This is a genomic window from bacterium, assembly GCA_019695305.1.
Taxonomy (GTDB): domain Bacteria; phylum UBA10199; class UBA10199; order UBA10199; family JAIBAG01; genus JAIBAG01.
This window is the reverse complement of record JAIBAG010000015.1, coordinates 16,069-38,724: the sequence shown is the minus strand read 5'-3', so window position 1 is coordinate 38,724 and position 22,656 is coordinate 16,069. Positions and strand designations below refer to the sequence as shown.

Here is a 22,656-nt window from a genome sequence, read left to right as displayed (position 1 = left end):
TAACATCTCTTAAAAGTGCATACAAGGAGTGATAAACCCCATGTTGATTTTTTTAAAAATATATATTCCTCTTTTTGGATTGCTGGCTCTGATGGCCGTTTTTATTTTGCCTGTGTGGCGCATCTATCGCCAGACCGGTAAAAATCCCGTCATTTTCAACCGCCAAGATAATGCCCACAACTTTGTCAGCCGAACTCTTTTTTTTCTGGTGCTGGCAACAGGACTCATACTCACTTTATTTAGTTTCTCATATAAACACTATTTATATCTGGCACCGATCGGTTACCTGCAAACCAAACCCGTTTTTATTACCGGTTTTATTCTGGCACATATTTCTCTTATTTTAACCATGGTGGCTCAATACCAGATGAAGAGCTCCTGGCGTGTTGGCATCGATCACACCACCCACACAGATCTCATCACACACGGACTTTTCAGATTTTCACGTAATCCTATCTACACAAGCATGCTCTTTGCCATCCTCGGTTTTTTTATGATGATGCCTAATGCCCTAAGTTTACTTATTTTAGGTGTGGGAATTGTAGTCATTAATATTCAGATCAGACTAGAAGAAGAGTTTTTGGAAAAATTACACGGCAGTAGCTATAAAAGCTATAAATCTAGTGTTTCTCGTTTTGTGGGGCTGCCTGTATCCAAAAATTAGCGTAGCAGTGGCTACAATGAACACTTATCGGCCATTTGGTCTGCTGACGGCTGATTTCATAGAAAACATCGCAATCCGGACACGTTCCCTCACCTTTTAACACAGTACCTTCTACCGACTGTGTTAAAAAAAATGCCACAATACCACCCAAAAAAAATCCCGGAACCAACACAAAATGGGCAATAGGAATAAATATACAAAAAAAGGCAATTAACCAAAAAAACAATAACCTGCTTAAAGCCCGTTTTATTCTTTCGGAGGGTAAATAAGTTTCACATACGGCTTCTCCTTCTGTTTTTTTACCTGAAGGAGATTCAAATAAAAGAGGCATGGCAAATGTGGATGGCATATTAAACAAGACCGGAGGTATCGGCCTGATGCACTGAACCCAAAGCTCGCCCTAAAAAATGGCCCCCCAAACGGGCCATGGTATCCGGATTATCGGTAGCATAAACCTGAAGAGTTCCTTGCAAGGCTGATGGGGACGCTATTTTATTTTGGATTAAAATTTCTTTTAAAGCTTGGGCCGTTTCGTGGGCCGAATCAACAAGCGTTACTTTATTTCCCATGCATTTTTGAACCGCGTTTTTTAGCAAGGGATAGTGTGTACAACCCAAAATAACCGTATCCGGATTTTGAGTTTTTTTAAGGGGGGCAAGATATTTCTCGAGAACCAAATCAACAATATCACCTGTTAACCAACCTTCTTCGGCAAGAGATACCAACAGAGGACAAGCTACACCAAATACTTGGTGCTTATTGGATAAACGATGCAGGGCCTTTTTATACGCTTCCGACTTAATTGTACCTTCAGTCCCCATCACCCCAATAGAACCGCTTACAGTAGCTTTATGGGCTGCCAATGCCCCCGGTTCAATCACACCCAGTACCGGCACACTAAATTTTCCCTTTAAATATTCTAAGGCGTGAGCTGAAGCTGTATTGCAAGCCACCACAACAGCCTTCACATTTTGTTCCATTAAAAAGAGAGTATTTTGAATAGAATAACGGGTAACAGTTTCACGCGATTTAGTTCCATACGGAACACGTGCCGTATCACCCAGATAAACAAGATTTTCGTGGGGCAATAATTTTTGAATGGCTGAAAGAACGGTTAGCCCGCCAATACCCGAATCAAAAACCCCGATGGGAGCATCCAGATTTGGCATTATTTCTTTTTAGCTTTTCTTACGGTAGCACGAGCCGTTTTACGGGTGGTGCGTTTTAAACTTTTAACAGGAATGGCTTTTTTGCCGATATGATCCACGTTTTTTTCGATGCTAAAAAGTTTTTTCTCAAGGCTCGAAATTTCGTTACGCAGAGGAATATCCATTATTTTAAGAACGTTTTTTACATTATCACGAATTACTTTTGTGACTTCTTCCTTGGTTTGCATCACTCTGGAAAGGGCCTTTACAAACATATCGCTTTTTAAAAGCTCGTGTACCACTTTGGAATTTAAAATTTCGGAAGTGATCTCTTCTTTTAAGGTTTCACCTTTTTCCAATGCTTCATCTAAAAAACTTTTTAAGTTCATAAAAACCTCTGTGTTGTTTTCTTTTTTTCTCTCTCACCATAAGGGAAGAGAAATAAAAAGGAAGGTTTGAGCTACAGCGATTAGCCAGATAAGTCAATAAAAGAAGGCTTTATTAGGCCGAAAAACGACGCGATGGCCCCGACCGTTCAAAAGTTTCCTCGGTTTTAGTAACCGTATCCGGATCGTAACCACATACCCTATTACGGCCCAAACCCTTGGCCCTGTAAAGCGCGCGGTCGGCAAACAATAATAACTCCTCTTCGGTAGTAGCTCTTTCAGGGAAAGACGACACCCCAATGGAGATAGTCAAATTCTTGTTTTGCCCCCGCTGCTTTAAGAAAAAGGCCGAATTATTTTGCACTAAATCTTTTAAATTTTCAGCCACGTGTAGCGAGTTTTCAAAGTTGGTGTCTTCCAATAAAATAACAAATTCTTCACCGCCAAAACGGGCCACCGTATCCACCTCGCGCACATTACTTTCCAACACTTCGGCAATATATTGCAACACCGCATCGCCACTTAAGTGACCATAGCTGTCGTTATATTGTTTAAAAAAATCTACATCAATCATAAGGAGCGACAATGGACGCGAAAAACGCGATGCCTTTTTCCATTCCATCTCCAACATATTTTGAAAATAGCGGCGGTTGTAAAGGCCGGTAAGTTCATCTTTAACAGAAAGCTCCCGTGTTTTCATGTACAGCATAGCGCGGTCGTAGGCCATGCCAATTTGATTAGCGAGCGAGCGAAATAATTTAATATCCGTTTCTGTAAATGCTTTAGTTTGAGGATCTCCCACGTTTAACACTCCAATAACTTCGTCACGCACCATAAGAGGTACACTTACAAACGACCCTTCATCTTGCTTATTGGTTTTATAATGCAAATAGTTTTCTTCGTTACGACGATCTTCAATATAAATGGTTCGTTTTTCTAGAGCCGCCCTACCACTTACACCTTCACCCAATCTAAATTTTACCCCCTGAAGTGCATGGGGCACTTCACCCACCCCTTGAAACTGACGTACTTCTAAATACTCTTTATTATCGTCCAAAAACAAAATTCCAGATTCCTTTAATTTTAAAGTTTCTTTCATCACATGGGTGATGGCCAAAATAAGCTCGTTTAAGGTGAGACTTTGCGACAACACTTGAGAAACGGAGTATAAAACCGACAGTTCTTTGAGCGAATGTTCCAGCTTGCTGTTGGTTTCTTCAATAATTTTAGTTTTAGCTTCCAGCTCGTTTTTAATGGCCAGGTTGTGACGTGTTAACGCTAATTCATGTTCGGTTTCAATTTTACGGGCATCCAAGTCGGTAATTTTGGCTAACATCCGGTTAAAGCTTTGAGATAATTCGCCCAATTCATCGGTTGAAACGTGATCTACTCGCGTTAAAAAATTACCATCCTCCGCCTGACGCACCACATTTTTAATTTTATCTAACGGCCGGTTTATAAGCACATTGGTAGACAAAACAACCAGTAAAACCTCAACAAAAACAAGAAGTAACACAAAAGATGTGAGAAGTTGGATGAAGGTAAATTTAGACAGCAAATTAACGTCTAAAAAAAGGAAAAATAACAGAAAAAGCCCGGTCACAAAAAAGAGAGCCCCTGATGTGAGTAAGGCAATTTTAGATGAAACACGCGTAAGGATGAACGACCGTTTCATGGCAAAAACTATAGTCGTATAAAGCCTACAATGTCAAGGTGCTTAGGTTTCGCTTGTGGGGTATTCGGAATCGTAACAAACGTCTTCTTCAAAGATGTCGGACCAGTCTGACGTTTCAGACGTGTCGGAATAGTTAGAATCGTCCAAAGGTTCTTCGGTAGAACATTCCTGCTCACTTAAGGCCAATATTTCTTCCAGCTTGCGGGCATCTTGGGCCATTTCTAATAACTTATCCAAGTAGGCTTCAAGTTGGGGATGCACTGCCACATACTCTTTTAAATGCCATTCTGCTTCGGGACCGGCACTATCCCAGCTGCGCGAAACTTCAAGAGAAGCCGAATAGCTTATCATCATGCTAAGCATTTCGTTATAAAAAATTTCGGGGTAAGCTTCAATACCGGCTCTCACATCCGGGTTTTTTAAAACTTCATTTAACTGATTAAAATCAGGGTTATTGGCACGTCTTCTTAAAAAAGTTCCAAGAGTTGCCATAAACACTTGGAAGCCCCGTGCATAGGTACCGGTTAAGGCAGAACCTTGAACCTGAGACGGCAAAGGTGTGCGCTCTACAGGTTTAGTGATTTGCTCAAACGTTTCTATCTGTCTCGACTTTAAATAACCTGATCCAGCACCCACCAGCGTAGAAATAAGAACAATAGGATTATATTCGGCCGCATAAGTTTTAAGTAAGTGCCAACCCCCTGCAAAAATACCCACGCCAATAGTGGCCCCTGTAGCATTACCTGCCAACTGAATTTCAGCCCGCGTATCAGCATCTTCAACTCCAATATAGTCTGCCAAGTTAACAGCTTGCTCACCACCCCAGCTCCAACCCATCGACCCAGCCACATAAGCACCGGCCGCCGGCAACAAAATTTTACTGGCAAGAGCACCAAATTCACCGGCCATAATTATTTTTCTGGCAACCCACACCGTATAAACAACACCACCAACTGTTAGCAATTTACCGGTAAATTCCATAGCCGCTTTTACTTGGGTACTAGGCTCATAACCCATTTCAATCATCACAATACCACCTGCAGCAATAAAACCTGACGTTAAGGCCGTTGCCTTAACCAAACCTCCCGGCGTGATAAATTCGGGCTCTACAGGCGCTTGTGGTTCACGCCCCATTAACAAATCAACCGCTGCCTGATCCCGCACTACCGGTGCTGCGGGAGCGGCCTGACGCATTACTACATGAGACGGCGATTCGGGAATGGGCATGTCCATACCGCCTATAGCAGCCCCTTGCGGCACCCACCATTCAGGAAAACTAACTTGAGGCAACGAAGGTAATATTTCGGGATAAACACCCAAAGCATACGAGTAATCGATGGGAACACGGGAAACTTGAGTATCATTGGGCACCTGAGGATCACCACCTGCGTTCGCTTCATCTTCAGCGCCAACACAGCGCCCCATTCCCATCATCCCTAAAACATCCATCTTAGCATCGTTACGCGCCTGTGCTATTAAACGATCTCTCAATGCTGCAAAACCTGGACTGGGGATACTAATAAAAATATCCGTTCCATACCGCACAGCCGTAGTACCAAAACCAAAACCGGCACCCACACTGGCTCCTGTATGCACAGCATGCTCTTGCCACCACGAAGGCTCGCTGGGTGCAGTAAGATTGTAAGCTGCCAACTGCTTTCCCAACCCCACATTAGCGGCATTAACACTTGTATTGGCATGATCGAGTGCTGCATACTGGCTTTGCAACTCGGCTAAAATAGCGGCAATTTCTTCTGGATTTTTAGACTCTAGCCCCGTTGTAAAAGCCTGCACGGCAGCCATGGCCTGAGTTGGATCGGAAAAGTCGATGGGGCCTTTTACATTTTCACAGTAATCGGCAAATTGAGGTGGTGTTGGTTGAGATGTAGCAGCAGCGGGGCCATTGTAGCTATCATAAGCCATTTCGGTGCCCATAAATCCTGTGGCCACCGCAGCGGTTGTCACTGCAACTCCTCCCATCGATAAAAAAGCGGGACTTAAAGGAGGACGACCAGAACACTGATACTCATGCATCAAGCGCAATGTTTCCATGTAACGTGCATGACGGTATAAAAGCGACCACTCGCCCATATTTAAACTACCCCAATTGGTGGCACCGTATTCAAACGTTGTAGTTACCGCACCAAAAAGGGCGGCCGAAGTACCAAAAGCGGCAAAACCACGCCCCGTTGTGGAATGACTCACATAATTCCAATAATCGTCCGTTGTTTCTACATTTTCCCACGCAATGGGAGGAGGATTTTGCTCAAACTTTTCTACCATTCTAAAATTAGCAGCATAATCCGAACATGTTTCGGCTAAATCTTTTTGCATGCCCACAGCTAAACCGTAAGCTGGACCTACTAAGGGCTTTAAATCGGGTGGCGGGGGTGGCGCTTCGGCCGGAGCACGTGTGAGGGTCGGCCATTTCATCTCCTCTAAATGAGTAGTAACGGTCATGGTTTCACGAAACGCCATCGCAGAACCTGCTCCCGATAAAGAAGCTGAACCACCGGGAGGTACCACTTGCTGCAGTTGCCTCAAACCAGGAAAAGTTGAACCAGCCTCTACCAACGGGCCAAAACTACCTTGGGGCAAATAAATAGTTCCATCTGAACTAGTACACGCACCATTAGCAGTAGCCCCAGGAAAACCACGATCTCGAATTTGCTGTATTTTACCGTCTATTAAAGTTGAATCGGTAATATCAAGCGAAGTATAAGCAGTTACATCGGGCGGACATGCCCCTATTGTTGTGTCATTATTTCCCATAAATGCCACATCAATTATCGGAAATAACTAGAAAAAGTTGCGTTCTTTTTTCAGAGGATATTTTTACGGAATATGCGGAAAATCAATAAGTTATATAAAGCCACCAGGCTACAAAACATAGTCTGGTGGCTTTATAAGCTAATTCAAGCGTTTACGGCGCATATAAACCTGAGGCACAATAACAAAAGCCAAGGCTATCAATAATGAGCCAATAGGGTACGGCGAAGAAGCCGTGCGGGTGATATCGCATTTACAACCCGCACCCGAAAAACTGAGTGAAGCTCCCTGGCATATACCAAGAGACTCATCCGAGTATAACTCTACCTTATTTTCATCAAAATTTTCGCTTCCCTGATTTAAAATATCGGAAATGGAAGGTGTCCAAACACCGCCTCCACTTTCGCAAACACCTTTAGTAATAAGGGGATCAGCTTTTTCTATTTTACAAACGGACGAACAGCCATCGCCATCGGTACCATTACCATCATCGCATTCTTCGGCTCCGTTATTATTAACCACTCCGTCGCCGCACACTTCCTTATGACACGATATATCGCAACCATCACCATCGCTTTGATTACCGTCGTCACACTGTTCGGGAGCTTCCTTTTCATTATTTCCACAGGTTTCGGAGCATTCGGGAGTAGAATCGGCATCCAATGGATCTTCAATAGGCGCACCTTTACAGGTACCGCCTTGACAGGTAAACACATTGCAATTTTCAGCCTCTGGATCTGAGCTATGGCACAAGGTGCCATCGGGTAAATTGTTTGTGACCATACCCAGTGTTAAGTCGCAAGACTGCGTTGTACACGGATTGTCATCATCAACAATGGGTTTTGGAGCAAACGAACAAAGTCCTGTAGACAGATTACATGTTCCGGTAATACAGGCTGTGCCTGCACCCTCCAGAGCACAATCGGCATCTACCTTACAGCCCAAAGGTTCCGGTTCATCACAACGGGGATCTGTACTTTGCACATCGGTACAAGTACCACCCTGGCAACTGGCAGGCGAACAGAGTAAATCACCATCACCATCTGCACAAATAGTAGCATCACTACCATTTAATCCATCTATTAAAGGAATGTACTCTGTTTTACCTGTTTTGGGATCACAGTAGTCATTGGTACATGGATTGTTATCACTGACTGCGGCAACAGGAACAGTAGGTGCACACACCCCTTGCAAACAAGCGCCGGTGGTGCAGGCGTTTCCGTCGCTATCGGTACAAGAAGTAGAATCGGGCGCTTCTGTAGTTATACAACCCATATAGTCACTCAGGGGGCTATCGGGATCACAGGTTAAGCTGATACACTCGGTAGAAACACCGCAATCGCTGGCAGCCTCACAGTTACAATCTAAATTAAAGCGACGGCTTAAATCGTGCAAATGCATTTGAGCATTGTTTTCGGCAACCAAATCCAAATCTTGGTCTTCTTTATAAACAATACCGTATAAAAAAGTATCCAAAATAGCCACATGGTCATAATTAGGATTTCCTAAAAATCCAAAATGAGCCCCGGAATTATCGTGGTGGCAGGTTAAGCGCTGCATTCCAAAATCATTTGAAACATCCAGTTTGGTTGTTTCTAAAATAGTGGAACCATTATCATTGGGATCATTTGGATCGTCAAATAAATCATCCACATTAAAGTTTTTACCAACACATTCTAGGCTTTTCTTATCACCAATCCACAAATCTCTTCTATGGGTTGGATCGAGCACATTTGATTCTTCAAAGGTTATGGAAACACCTTCACCTTCAGTTGTAGGCTGAGGTCCACCGGCATACTTAGACACCCAGAAAATTAGGTCGTTAAGCAAATTTTTATGTCCCCAATCTGGGTTACCTCTATGTCTATCGGTTCCAGTCAAATACGAGACGCTATGGCAAGTAGTGGTGGGAATATCCATGCCTGTAAATCTGTAATTTGGATATCTATTGTTAAAACTAAGTGTTGTGTAGGCTAAACGAGATACAGGAGGAACGCTTGTATCAACTAACAACAAGTCTTGTTGCGTTTTTAAATCTGCTTTTGCTTTTTGTAACGTCACAATTGCATCATTATACGCAATACAGTCCTGGACTGGAGCAGTTTTACATGTAGTTTGATTAATATTATTTTTTTCATATTTCAAAATAACTCTTTCTGTGTCCTCTATAAGATTTTCCAGCTGTCGAATTTTATACTCAATGGTTTGCTGAACAGGATAATCTTCCATAAGAAGAACAATGGGGGCTTCATTATCGGGGGCCGAAGATAGAAAATATGGGTCAAATTTAAAAATTCCATTCTCCATACTTTTAGAAACACGGTAGTAAGAACCTGGCGTATTGGTCACTTGTTTTTCAAATTTACCGTCAATACGAATAACGCCTATCTGCCTATCTTCATCACCATCGCTGTCTTTCATACTATAGGCAATGTTACGTCCCGAATTTACAAACTGAACATTTGAATACTTTGTTGAAAGAGGTGTTGCGCGAGTACCCTGCTGCCAACCTTGCCAATCTAAACGATAAAGAGAAATACCAGCTCCTATTCTTCTATCAAGAAAAATTGAACCTACTACATATCCATAGGTAAGATTGCCTTGGCTATCATAGCCCTGACCATCAATAATAAGATTGGGGGGATCATAGGCATCATCATTTACATGAGTTGGATCCCACAAAATATGATGAACTTTATCATCCATGGCATCACTAAAAGCTAACTCATATTGCATAAGTACTGTCCAAGGCACAGCCGGGTGACACATAGCCTCTGCCAAATTGGGATAAATTTCAGCCACTTCTTCACATAAACACTTGCCCACCTCTTGTTTTAATTGATCTTTTTGATCGGGTGTAAGGGTAGATGTATCGTCGGGAATAATATCAGAACACGAATCTAATGTTTGCCCAGGAGTCGCTTTAGGTTGATATTCAACATATTGCCATTTCCCTCTTACCATCTCATATGTGGAATTTTGTATAGCCAATTGTTGAATTTGTGCCTTTTGAGCATCTGTTAATTGCTGCATTTGCGCGCTCTGCGCATCGGCAGGAGCTGCGCCACTGCCTTGGGCCGCTTGAGCCTTATTTCTTTTGTAAGCTACAATTTTAGCAAAGATATCTTTTAATTCGTCAAGCAACTCATCTGAAAAAGGGTTACTGATAGTTACAAAAAACAAAGGAAAAGCATCGTAGGAGGTAACATTAAAACGTGTTCTTGCTGGCTCATTTTTTGCGATTGAGGGCATTCCTGTAAGACGAATATCTTCAACAATGGTATCTCCCCCATTACTTTTAAGCCCTTGTGTAAATATAATGCTTGAAGGGCTTGTTCCGCTTGTAAAGTGCATAGACTTCTCAAACTTTGTTTTATCTAAACATACCGCATATATATTTTTAACGCCAGGTTGCCCTCTATAATAAATATACTGACAGTTGCCTGCAGATGGAAGGGTTCTGACGGTAGAATAAAAATTGACCTCATCAACGGCTGGCCCCCATTGAGGATCCGACTTATTAATATCACTAAAGGTAACTTGAAACTCTGCAAATTGCTGATTGGCATCGCTCACGGCACCGGTATTGTAATAAGGGGTGTGGAACTGGATAAAAACCTGATTATAGTCCCCCACTTTTTTAGTGTAGGCCACCACTTCGCCGGAAGGCAAAAACAGTCTTGATAAACCTTCGTAAGGAACCGGCTCCGAACGGCTATTCGTTGCATATTCTGTTGTATTGTGTCGATTGAGCGCCAAGGCTGGCAAAGCAAATATCAAACACAAACTTAGCACTGCTAAAATTTTGGCCGTTTTCTTCATAAGATATCTCCCTATTTTTTTGTTTTCCCCCTTTTGAAAAAACAAAAAACATTACCAACTATTAATGTTATGCAACCTTTGTACCAACACCAAAAACTTTATGGGCATAGGAGAAAACAATTAAAAATCGGCCACTTAAACTAACATGCTGCGTTAAAAATAATTTTTTAGTTGTAATATTGAGGACTTAAGTCAGCAATAAAAACAGAGTAATCGAGGGGAAAAAACTCCAGGCAAAAAATAGTTTTAAGAATAATGCCGCATCACCCCTTTTCGTCATCCATTTGACGATTCTCTTATCAGTTTGAGAATTGTCAGTTTGATTCAATATACATTACCAAACAAAGGGATTCTGCGGTTCTGGGCTTGGGGGATCAGGAATATTGGTGCATGTAAACTCACAGGCTGTTACAGGATGATGCGTGAGTCCAGACGGCTCATTGTAACCTTGAACAATTTTAAATGTAGCTGCGTTACCACTTCTGGTTACAGTAGAAAGCCCTTGATCTAAAAATAAAGTACTACCCAAAGGCTGAGATACACCATTATGAGTGGATGCACTGATCATTTCTATATTGCACTTATTAGCCGCATCCTCCGAACTGGGGTCACAAATAATGGTAAATGTATTGGCAGGAGTAGTAGGATCCGTATATTTAAACTCTACATTCCCTTCGGATGCATACGTAGCTTCAACAGATCCTGTATTCATAGCGTCACATAAATCAACAGAGCCATTAATCATAATGTTATCAAAGAGAGAATTTTGGGTTACCAAATCTTCCGGTTTTTTATCTATTACACTACAGCTACTATATGTTCCCTCACCAAAACTATCACGATAGCCCCATTCGGATAGTCCCATATACAGAGCCAAGCCCAGCACACGGTCGGAGGCACGCGTATAAGTACCGGCCAAATACTCGGCGGTTTGACCACTAGCACCTTCATCCCAAACTTCAGCACCCAGAAGAATGTACTGATTACCTGCCAATGGCACAGTAGCACCATCATAGAGAGGCACACTATCAGTTACAGCTGTACCCAAAAAGAAAGAAAGGAAAGCTGAGCTATCATAGGTACTTCTGGTGGTGTCAACAATACCCAAAAGCCTCATATAATCGGCCGGGTCACCCAGATTAAACAAACTATTGGCGGTTGGGTTGTTAGCATAACTATCTCTCAAGGTAACCAAAGCCAGCTTGTACCAGGCTGCTCTTTCGGCCGAAATATTGCTCCAAAACATATTGGCAAATAAATCTGCCGAAACCGTTGCATTTAATACATCCGCACAATTTTGTGCTAGCTGCGAACCTTGAGCGGTGTCAAGCAGTGAATCTGTTGTTGCTAGTGGAGTAAATGTAGCACTTGGATTATTTGAAAAAACAGCACTGCCATTTTTATTGATTGAACCATGAAAAGGAATATTACCCGACGATGTGCTAACAGTCCAGGTGAAGGATACTTTATCTGTTGTCTTTGTCGGATCAAAATTGGGATCAGATGGAAGTAATAAGTAAGCGGAGTCGGTATTAATATCGGGCGTAAAATCAACGGTTTGACTTTGGGCCACGTCTTTAAACAGTGCTATAATACCTTTCATGGCAAACACCCACGCCTCATCATCAAGAGGGGGCATTTGATACGATCCGGTAATCACGGGTTGACTTGACACGCCTCCAACCGATACGGCCATTTGAGCACTGGCCATATCAAAAGTAGCCGGAATAGCACCAAAAGGCGATGCGGCAATAGCGCTATTGGCCAGAGAATAAATCAGACTCATAATATCGGTAACCCGAATAGCTGCCGTATCGAGCATCACTTTTAAATTTTTAAACGACAGGAAAAAAATCATATCCTTGGAAGCTTTGGGATGCAACTTGAGCAGATTTTGTTTAAGAGCTAAGGTAGCCGCGTCACATTTTTGATCGGGCGCTGAGCAGGTATCATCATCCGGTACAGGAGGATCGGGTGGATAAAGAGTATTACAATCATCTTTAGTTGGAGGGTTGCAAGTTACCTTTGGAGGGCAAATCTCTCGTGGATAAAGGGTATTGCATTGATCTTCTGTTGGATCGCCACAACCTATCGGAGGAAAAAGATTATCACATTGATCTTTGGTTGGATCGCCACAACCTATTGGTGGAAAAAGATTATCACATGTCTCTTTTGTTGGATCAAGATCTGGCACAGGAGTGCAATCTACAGGAGTGCAATCTACAGGCGTACAAGCTACAGGTTCACAAGCAGGCTTTGTACCATCACACAAGCCTGGAAACTGATTCACACATAAACCGCATGTTTCTTCGGTTAATCCAGGAGCTGGAGGACACTCATTATCTACAGGATCTACATTAAACAAATCAGGAAATTTATCACGACAAGCCTGTTCTGTTAACTCGGTACAGGAGGAAGCTGGTCCAGCCTCCTCTGTGGGATCTTTAAAAATATACTCAAGCCCAAGATCATCCTTATTACTATCACCACCGCAACTGATGGCCACTTGGGATAAAACTAACAGACAAAGAGTTTTAAAAATATGTTTTTTCATAAAGGAGCTCCACTTTTTTTAAAAGCTATCAATACCCCTCCCATGAAAAACCCCTGAAATAAAAAAAACAAAAAATTATTTGATGAAAAATTTTGGTTAACTAAAGAACAACCACCAGAAAAACCCAGCCCAATTTCTCCTCCAACCTCGGCCGAACTGAGTAAACTAGCCTGACATTCTGCCGATATCTCGGCTTTGGCAACCGCACCTTTTTCCTCTATCAGTTCGGCTGGCAATTCGGTAACCGGATAACACTCAACTGCATTCACAACCCTAAATCTTACCGTTGTCCCATCACCTCCAACACAAACACTATTTTCCTCACCATCTTCAAAAACAACATGCGATATGGGCTCCAAGATCATTTCCTGGCAATAAAGGCCTTCTACCGAAATTGTATTACAATTTGCCAATTGTCTTAAATTTTTTACCGACAACAGGCTTTTCATAAATCGTTCAGGATTTACATCAAACGCAGCTTCTTTTTGCGCTGCGCTGTAGCCCTGGCACGCTGTGGGCACACCATCATCCTCTCCTGCGTCTGAACGCGTAATGTCTATAAGTGGCTGAATGTCATCTTCGGTATCTATCTCATCGGCCTGAGCGTGCGTGGTAGGCACATAAAAACTGATAAGAATAGATAAAAGGAAAAAAAATGATATTTGTCGCAGACGCACCATCATGACTGATGGGATGTGCAATATTTATGCCGTCAACAAATTGAGTCACGCCTTATATATGTCAAAATAACTGAATTGTTGTAATTATATGAAATGAAACAAATTTATAAGGATTGCGAAATAATAAAAACTCCTTTTAAGCTTTAAATAAGCTTACCAGATATCCAATTGACGATCTTTTTCTCAATGTGAGAATTATCAAGCTGATTTACTTCGTTAATACCCATGGGCGAAGTAGAGTTAATTTCGGTTACAAAACGGCCCAATAAATCGATGCCCACAAAGTATAAACCGCGAGCCTTAAGATGCGGGGCAAGCTTTTTGACAAGTTTTTGATCGGCAACGGTGGAAGGACAAGCCTTAAGGCTAGCTCCACTATGCAAATTTCCTCTAAAATCACCCTTGGCCGGCACGCGTAAAAATGAGCCCAAAATTTTTCCGTTAAAAACCAAAATACGTTTATCGCCATTGAGGGCCGCCGGAATAAATTTTTGCAACATCATGTAACAACTAAAGTTATGCGAGCTTTTCTTAAAAATAGCATCGGCGTTCTTTTGAGATATTTTTACACGTACAATCCCTCTTCCACCCGACAAATTAAGCGGCTTTATCACAATATAACGGTGTTTTTTTAAAAACGCCCTAAAGGCAGACAAGCTAGACGTAATAAGTGTTGGCGCTGATAAACCGGGAATCATGAGCGGAAATATTTTTTCATTACTTTCCAAAACACCAAGTGGAGAATTGATAAAAAAAGTTCTCTTACGTTTTTGCGACACCTCAAACTGATGCAGCATAATAAGATGCTGTGTAAACATCTCATCTACCGGCGGGTCTTTACGTAAAAAAACAACATTAAAAGTATGAAGACTCACCACTTTTGTTTTTAAAATTTTATAAACAAATTTTTTATTTTTTTGAGCAATAGAAACGCGCATTGCCTGGGCTTCAAATTTTTTATCGCCCAGCATCAGTTGCGGGAGTGTAGTCATCCACACCTGCCATTTTTGACGCACTAATTCATGCGCAATAAACGAGGTGGTTTCGGCAACAGGATTAAAAGTGGAAATGGGATCGGCAATAATAAGAATAGAGCGCGTCATAAAATTTTAATACTGTCTTTCTTATCCAGCACCATCTGCCCATCTACCGTATAGGGAGCGTTGGGAGAAATAGGATGGATAACAATATCACCACGACGTATTTTATCGAGAGACGCATTAGACAGCGATTTATTTTTATCAAGACGGGTCACATGATAACGTCCCGGGGGCCCGCATAAAACAAGCTCTTTTTTACCCTTAGATGGCATCACATTGCTAATCACGCGCCAGGAATCTTTGATAGGCTGAGGCATAACTTCACCAGTTGGAGAAAGCACCATGTACGAGCACATCAGCCAGTCTTTTTGATTACCAATCAGCTTATCCACACGTTCAATCAATTCGGGCTTTTCCCAGGCAAAATAAAAATGACACCAATCGCGCTTGTTTATCACGTTAAGCGGGCACTCATTTTGATGCAAACAAGGCGCCTCAACCGTTAAAATTTTATCGTGCACCACAAGCTCGTCGCGCAAATACTGCAAATCGCGCGATGTTTTTTTGGTGGCGGGTTCCACTAAAATAATCTTTCCGTTTTTGGGTTCTAAATGATGTTCCACCAGCGTTTTTAAAAACTGTAACTGTTCATCGCGTGAATGAAACTCGTTCAGCACATTACCGGCCATAATATAATGGAATCGCATATTGCGCAAAAAGCGGTTTAATCCCATACGCCTAAAATCAAAATTTTTAACCGAACATTGCGAGCGAAATAATTTTGATTTTTCGCTTAAATGATCGGCATAAGCATCGTGCATATTTTTGGCATCTTTTAAAATAGTAAAATTTTGATCTACCAGGGTAAAATCGAGCCACACATCTTTTTTAAGAGCCATTATGCGCGAAAAATAAGCCTGCATCATACCCAGCGCCATACTGCCAGGACCACTGCCTAAATCGAGCACGCGCACATTACCTGTAGTAAGAGTAGACGGTTTCATCTCGTTAATAATTTTCACCATCTTGAGAAGATTAACGGGTAAAAAATACAAAATATAACCGGAGCGTAAAATAGGATCGTTAAAATAATTGCCGGGGATAGATTGCTTGTCTTCGGTAAAAGCGGTGGATAATTTATAGGCGCCTTTTGCAAAATACTCGTAATCCTTTTTGTTAAAAGGCGCATCGCGGCCGCTCATCCGCGGCGGAAGAAAATTGGTTTTTAAATAACGAAGGATAATGTCCTGTAGTTCGGGAGAATACGAAAGCATTAACGGTATATTACGGGATTAGCCAAAACTTGCCAGTAAATAATCCCCCAGGCTATTCCTCAATTTCATACTTCATCCCAAGATTAATAGTATCGGGATAATATGGAAACGGAGCGGCCTTTTTTACTGTTTGAAGCGCCCCCTCGTCCAGAAGCGCATGACCAGAACTACTTAAAACTTTTAATCCAAATACCTCCCCTGCCTGAGTGATATTAAAAGACACAACAACAGTCCCTTGTAATTCCTGACGAAGCGCCATAGGAGGATAAATTTTATATTTTAATATACGTGACCGAATGGCACTCAGAACATCAGGGTTGCCACTACCGCTACTCACTTTGCTTTCGCCAGCATTTCCTTTTTTCTCTCCTCCTGTTGGAAGCGCCTGAGGCGCAGTAACTGTTTTCCCTTGATCTTGCGGTTTAGTTTTAACGGGCTGAGTAGTCTCTTGAGGCGTTTTAGATCCCACCTCTTCTTCTCCTGCCTTTTCCTGAGGTGCTAAATTATACCACTGCAAGCTCACATTTCCCTGTAGCTTATTTTGCTCATGACGCACCCACAAAAAAATAGCACCACACAAAAGCAAAAGATGAAATAAAATGGAAATAAAATAAGATTTCTTCATTTGCCATCCACCATTCACTATCCACTATTCACCTAAGTTCATCGTTCAGGAATAAAAACAGGCGCTCCTGCCCGCGATTGATAGAGCGAGCAATCTGTTTCAAACACCTCCTGCATGCGGGATTTGGTCATTTCTTGCTGGAGTGGGCCAGCCGATAACAAAAAACCAGCCTTTAAAAAAATAACTTTGCCGGCATACTGCGACACCAAATTAAGTTCGTGGGCCACACAAAGAGCAATCATTTTTTCTTCGCGACACAAATTTTCAAGAACCTGATAAAAACTTTTTTGATGAGGAATATCCAAATGATTACCAGGTTCATCTAAAAGAAGAATTTGAGCTTTTTGAGTGAGTGCACGGGCTAGCGACACACGCTGTTTTTCGCCGCCCGAGAGCGAATCAAAAGAGCGTTCGGCCAAATGCCAAGAATCTGTTTTTTGCATGGATGTTTTGGCCAGCTGATAATCCTCCAGCGTATCAAAACCAAAACCTTTTTTACGCCCCGCTCTGCCCATCAGCACAACATCCAGCGCTGTAAATTTGAAAGGCAAACTCCCTTCTTGAGGCACAAACGACACAAATTCCGAAACGCCCTTGGGCGTAAGTTTATTAATGTGAGCAAAATGAATGGTAGCAGCACCAGTATAGTCGCGCACAATACCGGCAAAAATTTTAAGAAGCGTTGTTTTGCCGGCACCGTTAGGGCCCATCAATACAGCAAAATCCCCTTTTTCCAGAGTAAAACTTACATCGTTTAAAATGGGTTTGTTATTAATAGAATAATTAAGATGAGAAGCTCTAAGCATTTTTTTTATCTTTCAAAAGAAGCATCATAAAAAATGGCCCACCCATGAGCGCAGTAACCACGCCCACAGGCAATTGCGTTTGAATGCTTTCTACCGTTAATACCGTTTTGGCCAAAAAATCACAAAACATTAAAAAAATGGCTCCTCCCAAAAAAGAAGCCGGCAAAACCAAACGATTATCGGAGCCAAATAAAAGACGAATAATGTGCGGAACAAATAAACCCACAAAACCAATAAGACCCGCGGCACTTACAGAAGCACCCACAATCATGGAAGCCGCCACAAAAACGACGAGACGATGTTTTTCAAGATTAATGCCCAGCGACGTACCCACCTCTTCGCCCAAACTCATCACATTCATTTTAAGGCTTTGTGTGAAAAGAATAAGAAAACCACCACCCACAAAAAGCGCGAGCAGTAAAACAGTTTGGTAATTGGTGACTTCTAAATTGCCCATGAGCACCGCTAAAATTTGCTGCGCCTGCCCCATAGCCGAAAACGACATTACAAGGAGGATGAGCGCAAAGGAGAACGCGTTAAAAATAACACCGGATAGAAGTAATGTGTGAACGGGAATCCGTCCGTTAACAGAAGCCAATCGGTATAAAAACAAAATGGAAAGAAGAGAAAAAATAAAAGCAGTAATTTGAATAAAAATTACCGAAAATCCCAAAAATGAACCCAGCACACTACCCAACGCAGCCCCACCGGAAATACCCAAAATATAAGGATCGGCCAGTGGATTTTTAAGAAGAGACTGGAACGAAACGCCCGATACCGATAAGCCGGCACCCACTAAAGAAGCCATAAGCAAACGGGGAATGCGTATATTGAAAAAAATTTCTTTTAAGGTGGCATCACCGCCCTCACTTAAAACCGAGAACGAGAGAATGGGATTCCCCAAAAAGCTAAGCGCAATGATGCATCCTACAAATAAAAAAAGAAGACCACCAAGCACCACCATCCATTTGCGTTGTAAGGGCATCATTGTTTCTTAAACTGACTTACCAGCTCCGCTAAATCACCAAGGCCATCCAAAAAGCGCATAGACGCTCTAAAACGATCCATATTTAGTTTATACACGTGCTTGTTGCGCACTGCTTTTACCGAAGCAAAGTTTTGGTAAAATTTTTCCAGGGACGTTTCCTTTTCGGTTCCCATCACCAAATCCACCACCATATCGGGATTAGCCGCCACAAATTGTTCTAAACTATAGGTAGGGTACGGCAAGCTTGAAGCCCCCACCACGTTGATACCACCGGCAAGCGTAATCAGTTCATCCATAAAATTATGCCCACCCACTACCACCAACGGGTTATGCCCCACCACTACTAAAAGGCGCGGTTTAATTTTGAGGGCCTGCGCTTGTTGCGTATAGTTTTTTACCGCCTCTTCAATTTTTTGGGCCAGATTATTAGCTTTATCTTCTACCTCAAGAGTTTTTCCTAAACTATGGATAGAGCTTACAATTTGTGCCACCGTGCCAAAGGTATAAAGTTCTACCTTGTGGCCTTGCCCGCGTAAAAATTCAATTTGTTTTTCGAGGCTGTTTTCTTTAGCGCCCAACACGATATCAGGCTTTTTGCGCACAATAGCTTCCACATCTATCCGCACATAATCGGCCACTTTATCTATCTTTTGAGCTTGGGACGGATAATCGCAATAAGTGGTCACCCCAACCAACTTAGAACCCAGACCCAAGTCATAAACCAGCTCAGTAATATTGGGTTTTAACGAAATAATACGTTCGTAGGCCTGAACCTCAAAACTGAAAAACAATAATAATATTAATATTTTAAATCTAACCATCAGGGCATCACCTATAATATTTTATGCGAACCATTGACACATCGCGTTATAAACACTATACATGCTCACGGATCGAAAGTCGGTTTGGTTCACAAGGCCCAACAGCTTTCGAAACAAAAACATCCACCACAACAAGGCTGGATGGTGAAAGAACGTATATGTTACTTGCAGCAACAATTTGGACCGGTTTATTTGTCAGTGCTTTGGGAGCTACGCTTATCGGCGGTAGCCTTTCTCCAAAACCTACATTAAAAAATAAACCTAAATCCCCTGCAACAAAAGTGTTCTATCGCGGCGCTCTCGCCCGATAGTCACTTTTTAAAAGAAATCTTTCCAAAGAAAGAACGCCCCGGAAGGGGAAAACCTACCACATCCACCGTTTTCTCATCCGATAAATTCTTCGCTTCAAAACCCAAAGTGATATTTTTGGTAGCCTCGTAGCTCACACCCGCATTCACAAAACTGCGATGCGTTACCACACGCGTGTTGAGCGGATCTAAATAATTGGCATCCAAATAATTAAACGATACATACGGATTTATCTTTTTATACTTATAATCGGCCTGCACATTTATTTCATGCTTGGGCCTCCCCACCAGAGTGCGACCCGGGTACTGAGCCTTATCGATGGCGGATTGATACGTGTAATTACCACCCAAAGTTAAACTTTTAAACAAGGTAGCACCCGCCTGCACTTCTACACCACGCAAGAGCGCCTCCCCCACATTTTCGGCACGCACCACACCCGATCCAATCTGCAACTGAATCAAATCATCCACACGCCTTTCATAATATGCTGTACGTGCAAAAAATTTATGACGCTTCAGCACAACACCTGCATCCCATTCCAACGATTTCTGTGCTTTTAAAGATGGATTTCCCACAAACCCGCCTCTATCACCAAACAATTCGCTAAACGTAGGCTGACGCAACACACGCGCCACATTACCCTCAAGCGTCATCCACGATAAAACTCCATAACTCACCCCCAAAGATCCCGCCACATCATGGCGCGATTTGGCATTTTCATAGCCGCCCGGAGCCGGCAAAGAAGTATCGTCATTATTTAAGCGATTAAACGTATTCATCAGTGAAACATGCGGCTTTAAAACCACTTTGCCCAAACTCCATACATCGGAAAGCCCCACATTAAACTGATAACGCGAACTTTCTTTTCCCTTTTGGGGAGAGGCCAGATAATTGGTGGGCGCAAAATTTTCACCTTGATACAACACAAACAACTGCGGGGCATGCGTTTTAAAACCCACATAATCAAACACCATCTTATTGCCAAACACAGAACTTGTATCATTATTATCCTGCGCGCGGCCCAAACCGATTTCGGCCAAACTATCATCAAACTGGCTTTGGTAAAAACGCTGATAGATCAGATTGGAAAAATTAAGATTTTTTAGAAAAAAATCTTTCCGATTCACTTTTAATCCAAACAAATAATCTTTTTCGGTAAGACCTGCATGCACAGATTGATTGGATGTAATTCCGGGAATGCCACGATCCTGATAAACAAAGCGGTTTAAAAGCACCACTTCCGTTTTATCATCAAAATCGTAACTTAATTTAAGCAGCGGCTGATAGGTATTAGCTTCATTATTAATGCGACGTATGGTTGCGTCGTCCGCTGTATTTACAGGCGTGCCGTTATTATCTAAAAAGCTAAAATCGCCGTCGGTATGATGAAAACTATTGGACAATAAGAGTCCAAATTTTTTCCATTTTTTAGAAAAAAGTGTATTTGCTTTTATAGTGTTAAAGCTGCCGTACTCTACACTTGCCCCATAATGCGTATCGCCGGGAATATTTTTACTTTCAATCCACACCACCCCCGTTTGCGGAACAAAGCCATCTTCACTCACCGCTCCATTTTTATAAACCGCAATACTTTTAATAGAATTAAGATCGAGCGGCGTTAAATTAACCCCCAAACCATTGGCTGTTTGTAGCGGGATACCATCCAGATACACACCTACTTCGTTAGAACCCGAACCACGGACCGAAAGAGAAGTAGACTCTTCGCTCCCTCCATAACGCGTTAAATGAAGACCCGATTGCTCAGCCAATACTTCGGGAACAGTGACGATACGGTTCTGATAATTTTTAGTGGAGATTTGGATGGTAGATGTATCGGTTTTGGTACTTTTAAGAGAATCAGAAATAACAATGGGCGCAAGCTCTACGTCGTCCGCAAAGGCGGAAGCAGAACAAAAAAGCAGTATTATAAAAAGTAAAAAATTCATACGGAAACCCTTCTCCTCGGAGAGAATCCAAAAAATGTTGCGTGAAAGGTTTCCTGACTTGCTCCAAAATTTTCAGCGGATAACTAAGCTTACAGTGGCGGGACCGCGAAGGACTTTCACCTTCTTCCCTTTAAAATACACGCAGGGACTAGCTAGTCGGATAGAACAATAATGTCAATTATTGTAAACAAAGCTTAAGCGTCAACTCATCCATCCATAAAGCACCCTTTAAGGGGCTGGATTTAAGCTTCAGATCAATTTTTTGTAGATAACGATAGATAGCACGCAGTTTAGAGGGCGAAAAATTGCGGCATTGCCCTGCATAATCTTTAACAAAAAACGGGCTTACACCTAAAAGAGAAGCCATTTCGTATTCGGGCCGGCCTGCATTTTCGGAAGCTAACATAAGAAGCCTAAAATGACGGATGAGCATAATCAGAATACGCACCGGCGGCTCACCGTTTAAAAACAAATCATCCAAAATACGGCTCGCCTGTGTCACACTCTTTTTTCCCAAACTTTCGGCCAAATCAAAAACCGTATGCGAATGAAAATCGCCCACCACAGCCGATACCTCTTTAACATCGGCCTGTTTTGCCGGCAGCACATAAATTTGCAGCTTTTCCAAAGCACTCACTAAACCGGCCAAATTATTGCCCACACTATCTACCAGCGCGCGTATAGCCTGCGTGGTTAAGCCAAGCCCTATGCGTTTCGATTCTATCTGAACCCATTCAGGAAGTTTATTATCGTAAGGCGGTTTTACTTCGGTAACCCAATTCTTTTTAATCGCTTCTTTCCAAATCCCTAAACGCTTATCGATTTTATCGGCGACGAGCACCAATACCGATGCATCCTGCGGGTTTTTAAAATATGTCTCCCAAGGCCCTAAATCATCCTTTTTTGATTCACCCACTCCACTCACAATCACCACTTTTTGCGAGGCAAATAAGGAACCGGTAACAAGATTATCGATAAGAGAAGCTGCCGGGGTTTCTTTGGAGATGTAGCGTTCAACTAAAAGAGGATCGTATTTATCGCCGAGCACTTTTTGAATGATGGCGTTTTTTTCACGCTCAATCAAAAAGGTATCGGTTCCGACTAAAATGTGAATGGGTTGATGCATAAGCTCCTCCCCTCCTTTGTAAG

The 22,656-nt window shown here is 42.3% G+C and carries 16 protein-coding genes and 1 riboswitch; of the genes, 1 reads left to right on the top strand and 15 read right to left on the bottom strand.

Annotated elements, in window-relative coordinates:
* Positions 1-40 precede the first annotated feature (40 nt).
* Positions 41-664 (top strand): DUF1295 domain-containing protein, encoded by a 624-nt coding sequence (locus tag K1X76_08080; GenBank protein ID MBX7149030.1) that lies wholly within the window; start codon positions 41-43, stop codon positions 662-664.
* A 350-nt stretch (positions 665-1,014) separates the two neighbouring features.
* Here the strand turns inward: K1X76_08080 and murI are convergent, their stop codons facing one another.
* The 15 genes from murI to holA all read right to left on the bottom strand — a co-directional run bounded on the left by murI (position 1,015) and on the right by holA (position 22,633).
* Entirely contained in the window at positions 1,015-1,833 is an 819-nt protein-coding gene (murI, locus tag K1X76_08075) for a glutamate racemase (protein ID MBX7149029.1), read from the bottom strand.
* Entirely contained in the window at positions 1,833-2,201 is a 369-nt protein-coding gene (locus K1X76_08070) for a hypothetical protein (GenBank protein MBX7149028.1), read from the bottom strand. The genes murI and K1X76_08070 overlap by 1 nt, the downstream gene beginning before the upstream one ends.
* A 112-nt stretch (positions 2,202-2,313) precedes the next feature.
* Complete coding sequence (locus tag K1X76_08065; GenBank protein MBX7149027.1) at positions 2,314-3,873, bottom strand: diguanylate cyclase; 1,560 nt, start codon at positions 3,871-3,873, stop codon at positions 2,314-2,316.
* A gap of 42 nt (positions 3,874-3,915) precedes the next feature.
* On the bottom strand, positions 3,916-6,645 hold the full coding sequence (locus tag K1X76_08060) for a hypothetical protein (protein ID MBX7149026.1): 2,730 nt from the start codon (positions 6,643-6,645) through the stop codon (positions 3,916-3,918).
* Positions 6,646-6,783: 138 nt separating this feature from the next.
* Entirely contained in the window at positions 6,784-8,949 is a 2,166-nt protein-coding gene (locus tag K1X76_08055) for a hypothetical protein (protein MBX7149025.1), read from the bottom strand.
* Between the two features lie 1,849 nt (positions 8,950-10,798).
* Entirely contained in the window at positions 10,799-13,018 is a 2,220-nt protein-coding gene (locus K1X76_08050) for a hypothetical protein (GenBank protein ID MBX7149024.1), read from the bottom strand.
* Positions 13,015-13,701: a hypothetical protein gene (locus K1X76_08045; GenBank protein ID MBX7149023.1), complete on the bottom strand. Its 687-nt coding sequence runs from the start codon at positions 13,699-13,701 to the stop codon at positions 13,015-13,017. The genes K1X76_08050 and K1X76_08045 overlap by 4 nt, the downstream gene beginning before the upstream one ends.
* A gap of 140 nt (positions 13,702-13,841) precedes the next feature.
* Positions 13,842-14,801 (bottom strand): glutathione synthase, encoded by a 960-nt coding sequence (gshB, locus tag K1X76_08040; GenBank protein ID MBX7149022.1) that lies wholly within the window; start codon positions 14,799-14,801, stop codon positions 13,842-13,844.
* Positions 14,798-16,012 carry a hypothetical protein gene (locus tag K1X76_08035; protein MBX7149021.1) on the bottom strand — a complete coding sequence of 405 codons (1,215 nt, stop codon included), beginning with the start codon at positions 16,010-16,012 and terminating at the stop codon, positions 14,798-14,800. The genes gshB and K1X76_08035 overlap by 4 nt, the downstream gene beginning before the upstream one ends.
* A 52-nt stretch (positions 16,013-16,064) precedes the next feature.
* Positions 16,065-16,637: an energy transducer TonB gene (locus K1X76_08030; GenBank protein ID MBX7149020.1), complete on the bottom strand. Its 573-nt coding sequence runs from the start codon at positions 16,635-16,637 to the stop codon at positions 16,065-16,067.
* A gap of 38 nt (positions 16,638-16,675) precedes the next feature.
* Positions 16,676-17,443, bottom strand: coding sequence for an ABC transporter ATP-binding protein (locus tag K1X76_08025; protein MBX7149019.1), 768 nt, complete (start codon positions 17,441-17,443; stop codon positions 16,676-16,678).
* Positions 17,436-18,431, bottom strand: a complete 996-nt coding sequence (locus K1X76_08020) for an iron ABC transporter permease (GenBank protein ID MBX7149018.1) — start codon at positions 18,429-18,431, stop codon at positions 17,436-17,438. The genes K1X76_08025 and K1X76_08020 overlap by 8 nt, the downstream gene beginning before the upstream one ends.
* Complete coding sequence (locus K1X76_08015) at positions 18,428-19,252, bottom strand: helical backbone metal receptor (GenBank protein MBX7149017.1); 825 nt, start codon at positions 19,250-19,252, stop codon at positions 18,428-18,430. Before K1X76_08015 ends, K1X76_08020 begins: the two co-directional genes overlap by 4 nt.
* Before the next feature lie 311 nt (positions 19,253-19,563).
* On the bottom strand, positions 19,564-21,507 hold the full coding sequence (locus K1X76_08010; protein ID MBX7149016.1) for a TonB-dependent receptor: 1,944 nt from the start codon (positions 21,505-21,507) through the stop codon (positions 19,564-19,566).
* A gap of 25 nt (positions 21,508-21,532) precedes the next feature.
* Positions 21,533-21,664: riboswitch (cobalamin riboswitch) on the bottom strand.
* 21 nt (positions 21,665-21,685) lie between these two features.
* Positions 21,686-22,633, bottom strand: a complete 948-nt coding sequence (gene holA, locus K1X76_08005; GenBank protein MBX7149015.1) for a DNA polymerase III subunit delta — start codon at positions 22,631-22,633, stop codon at positions 21,686-21,688.
* Positions 22,634-22,656: the final 23 nt, after the last annotated feature.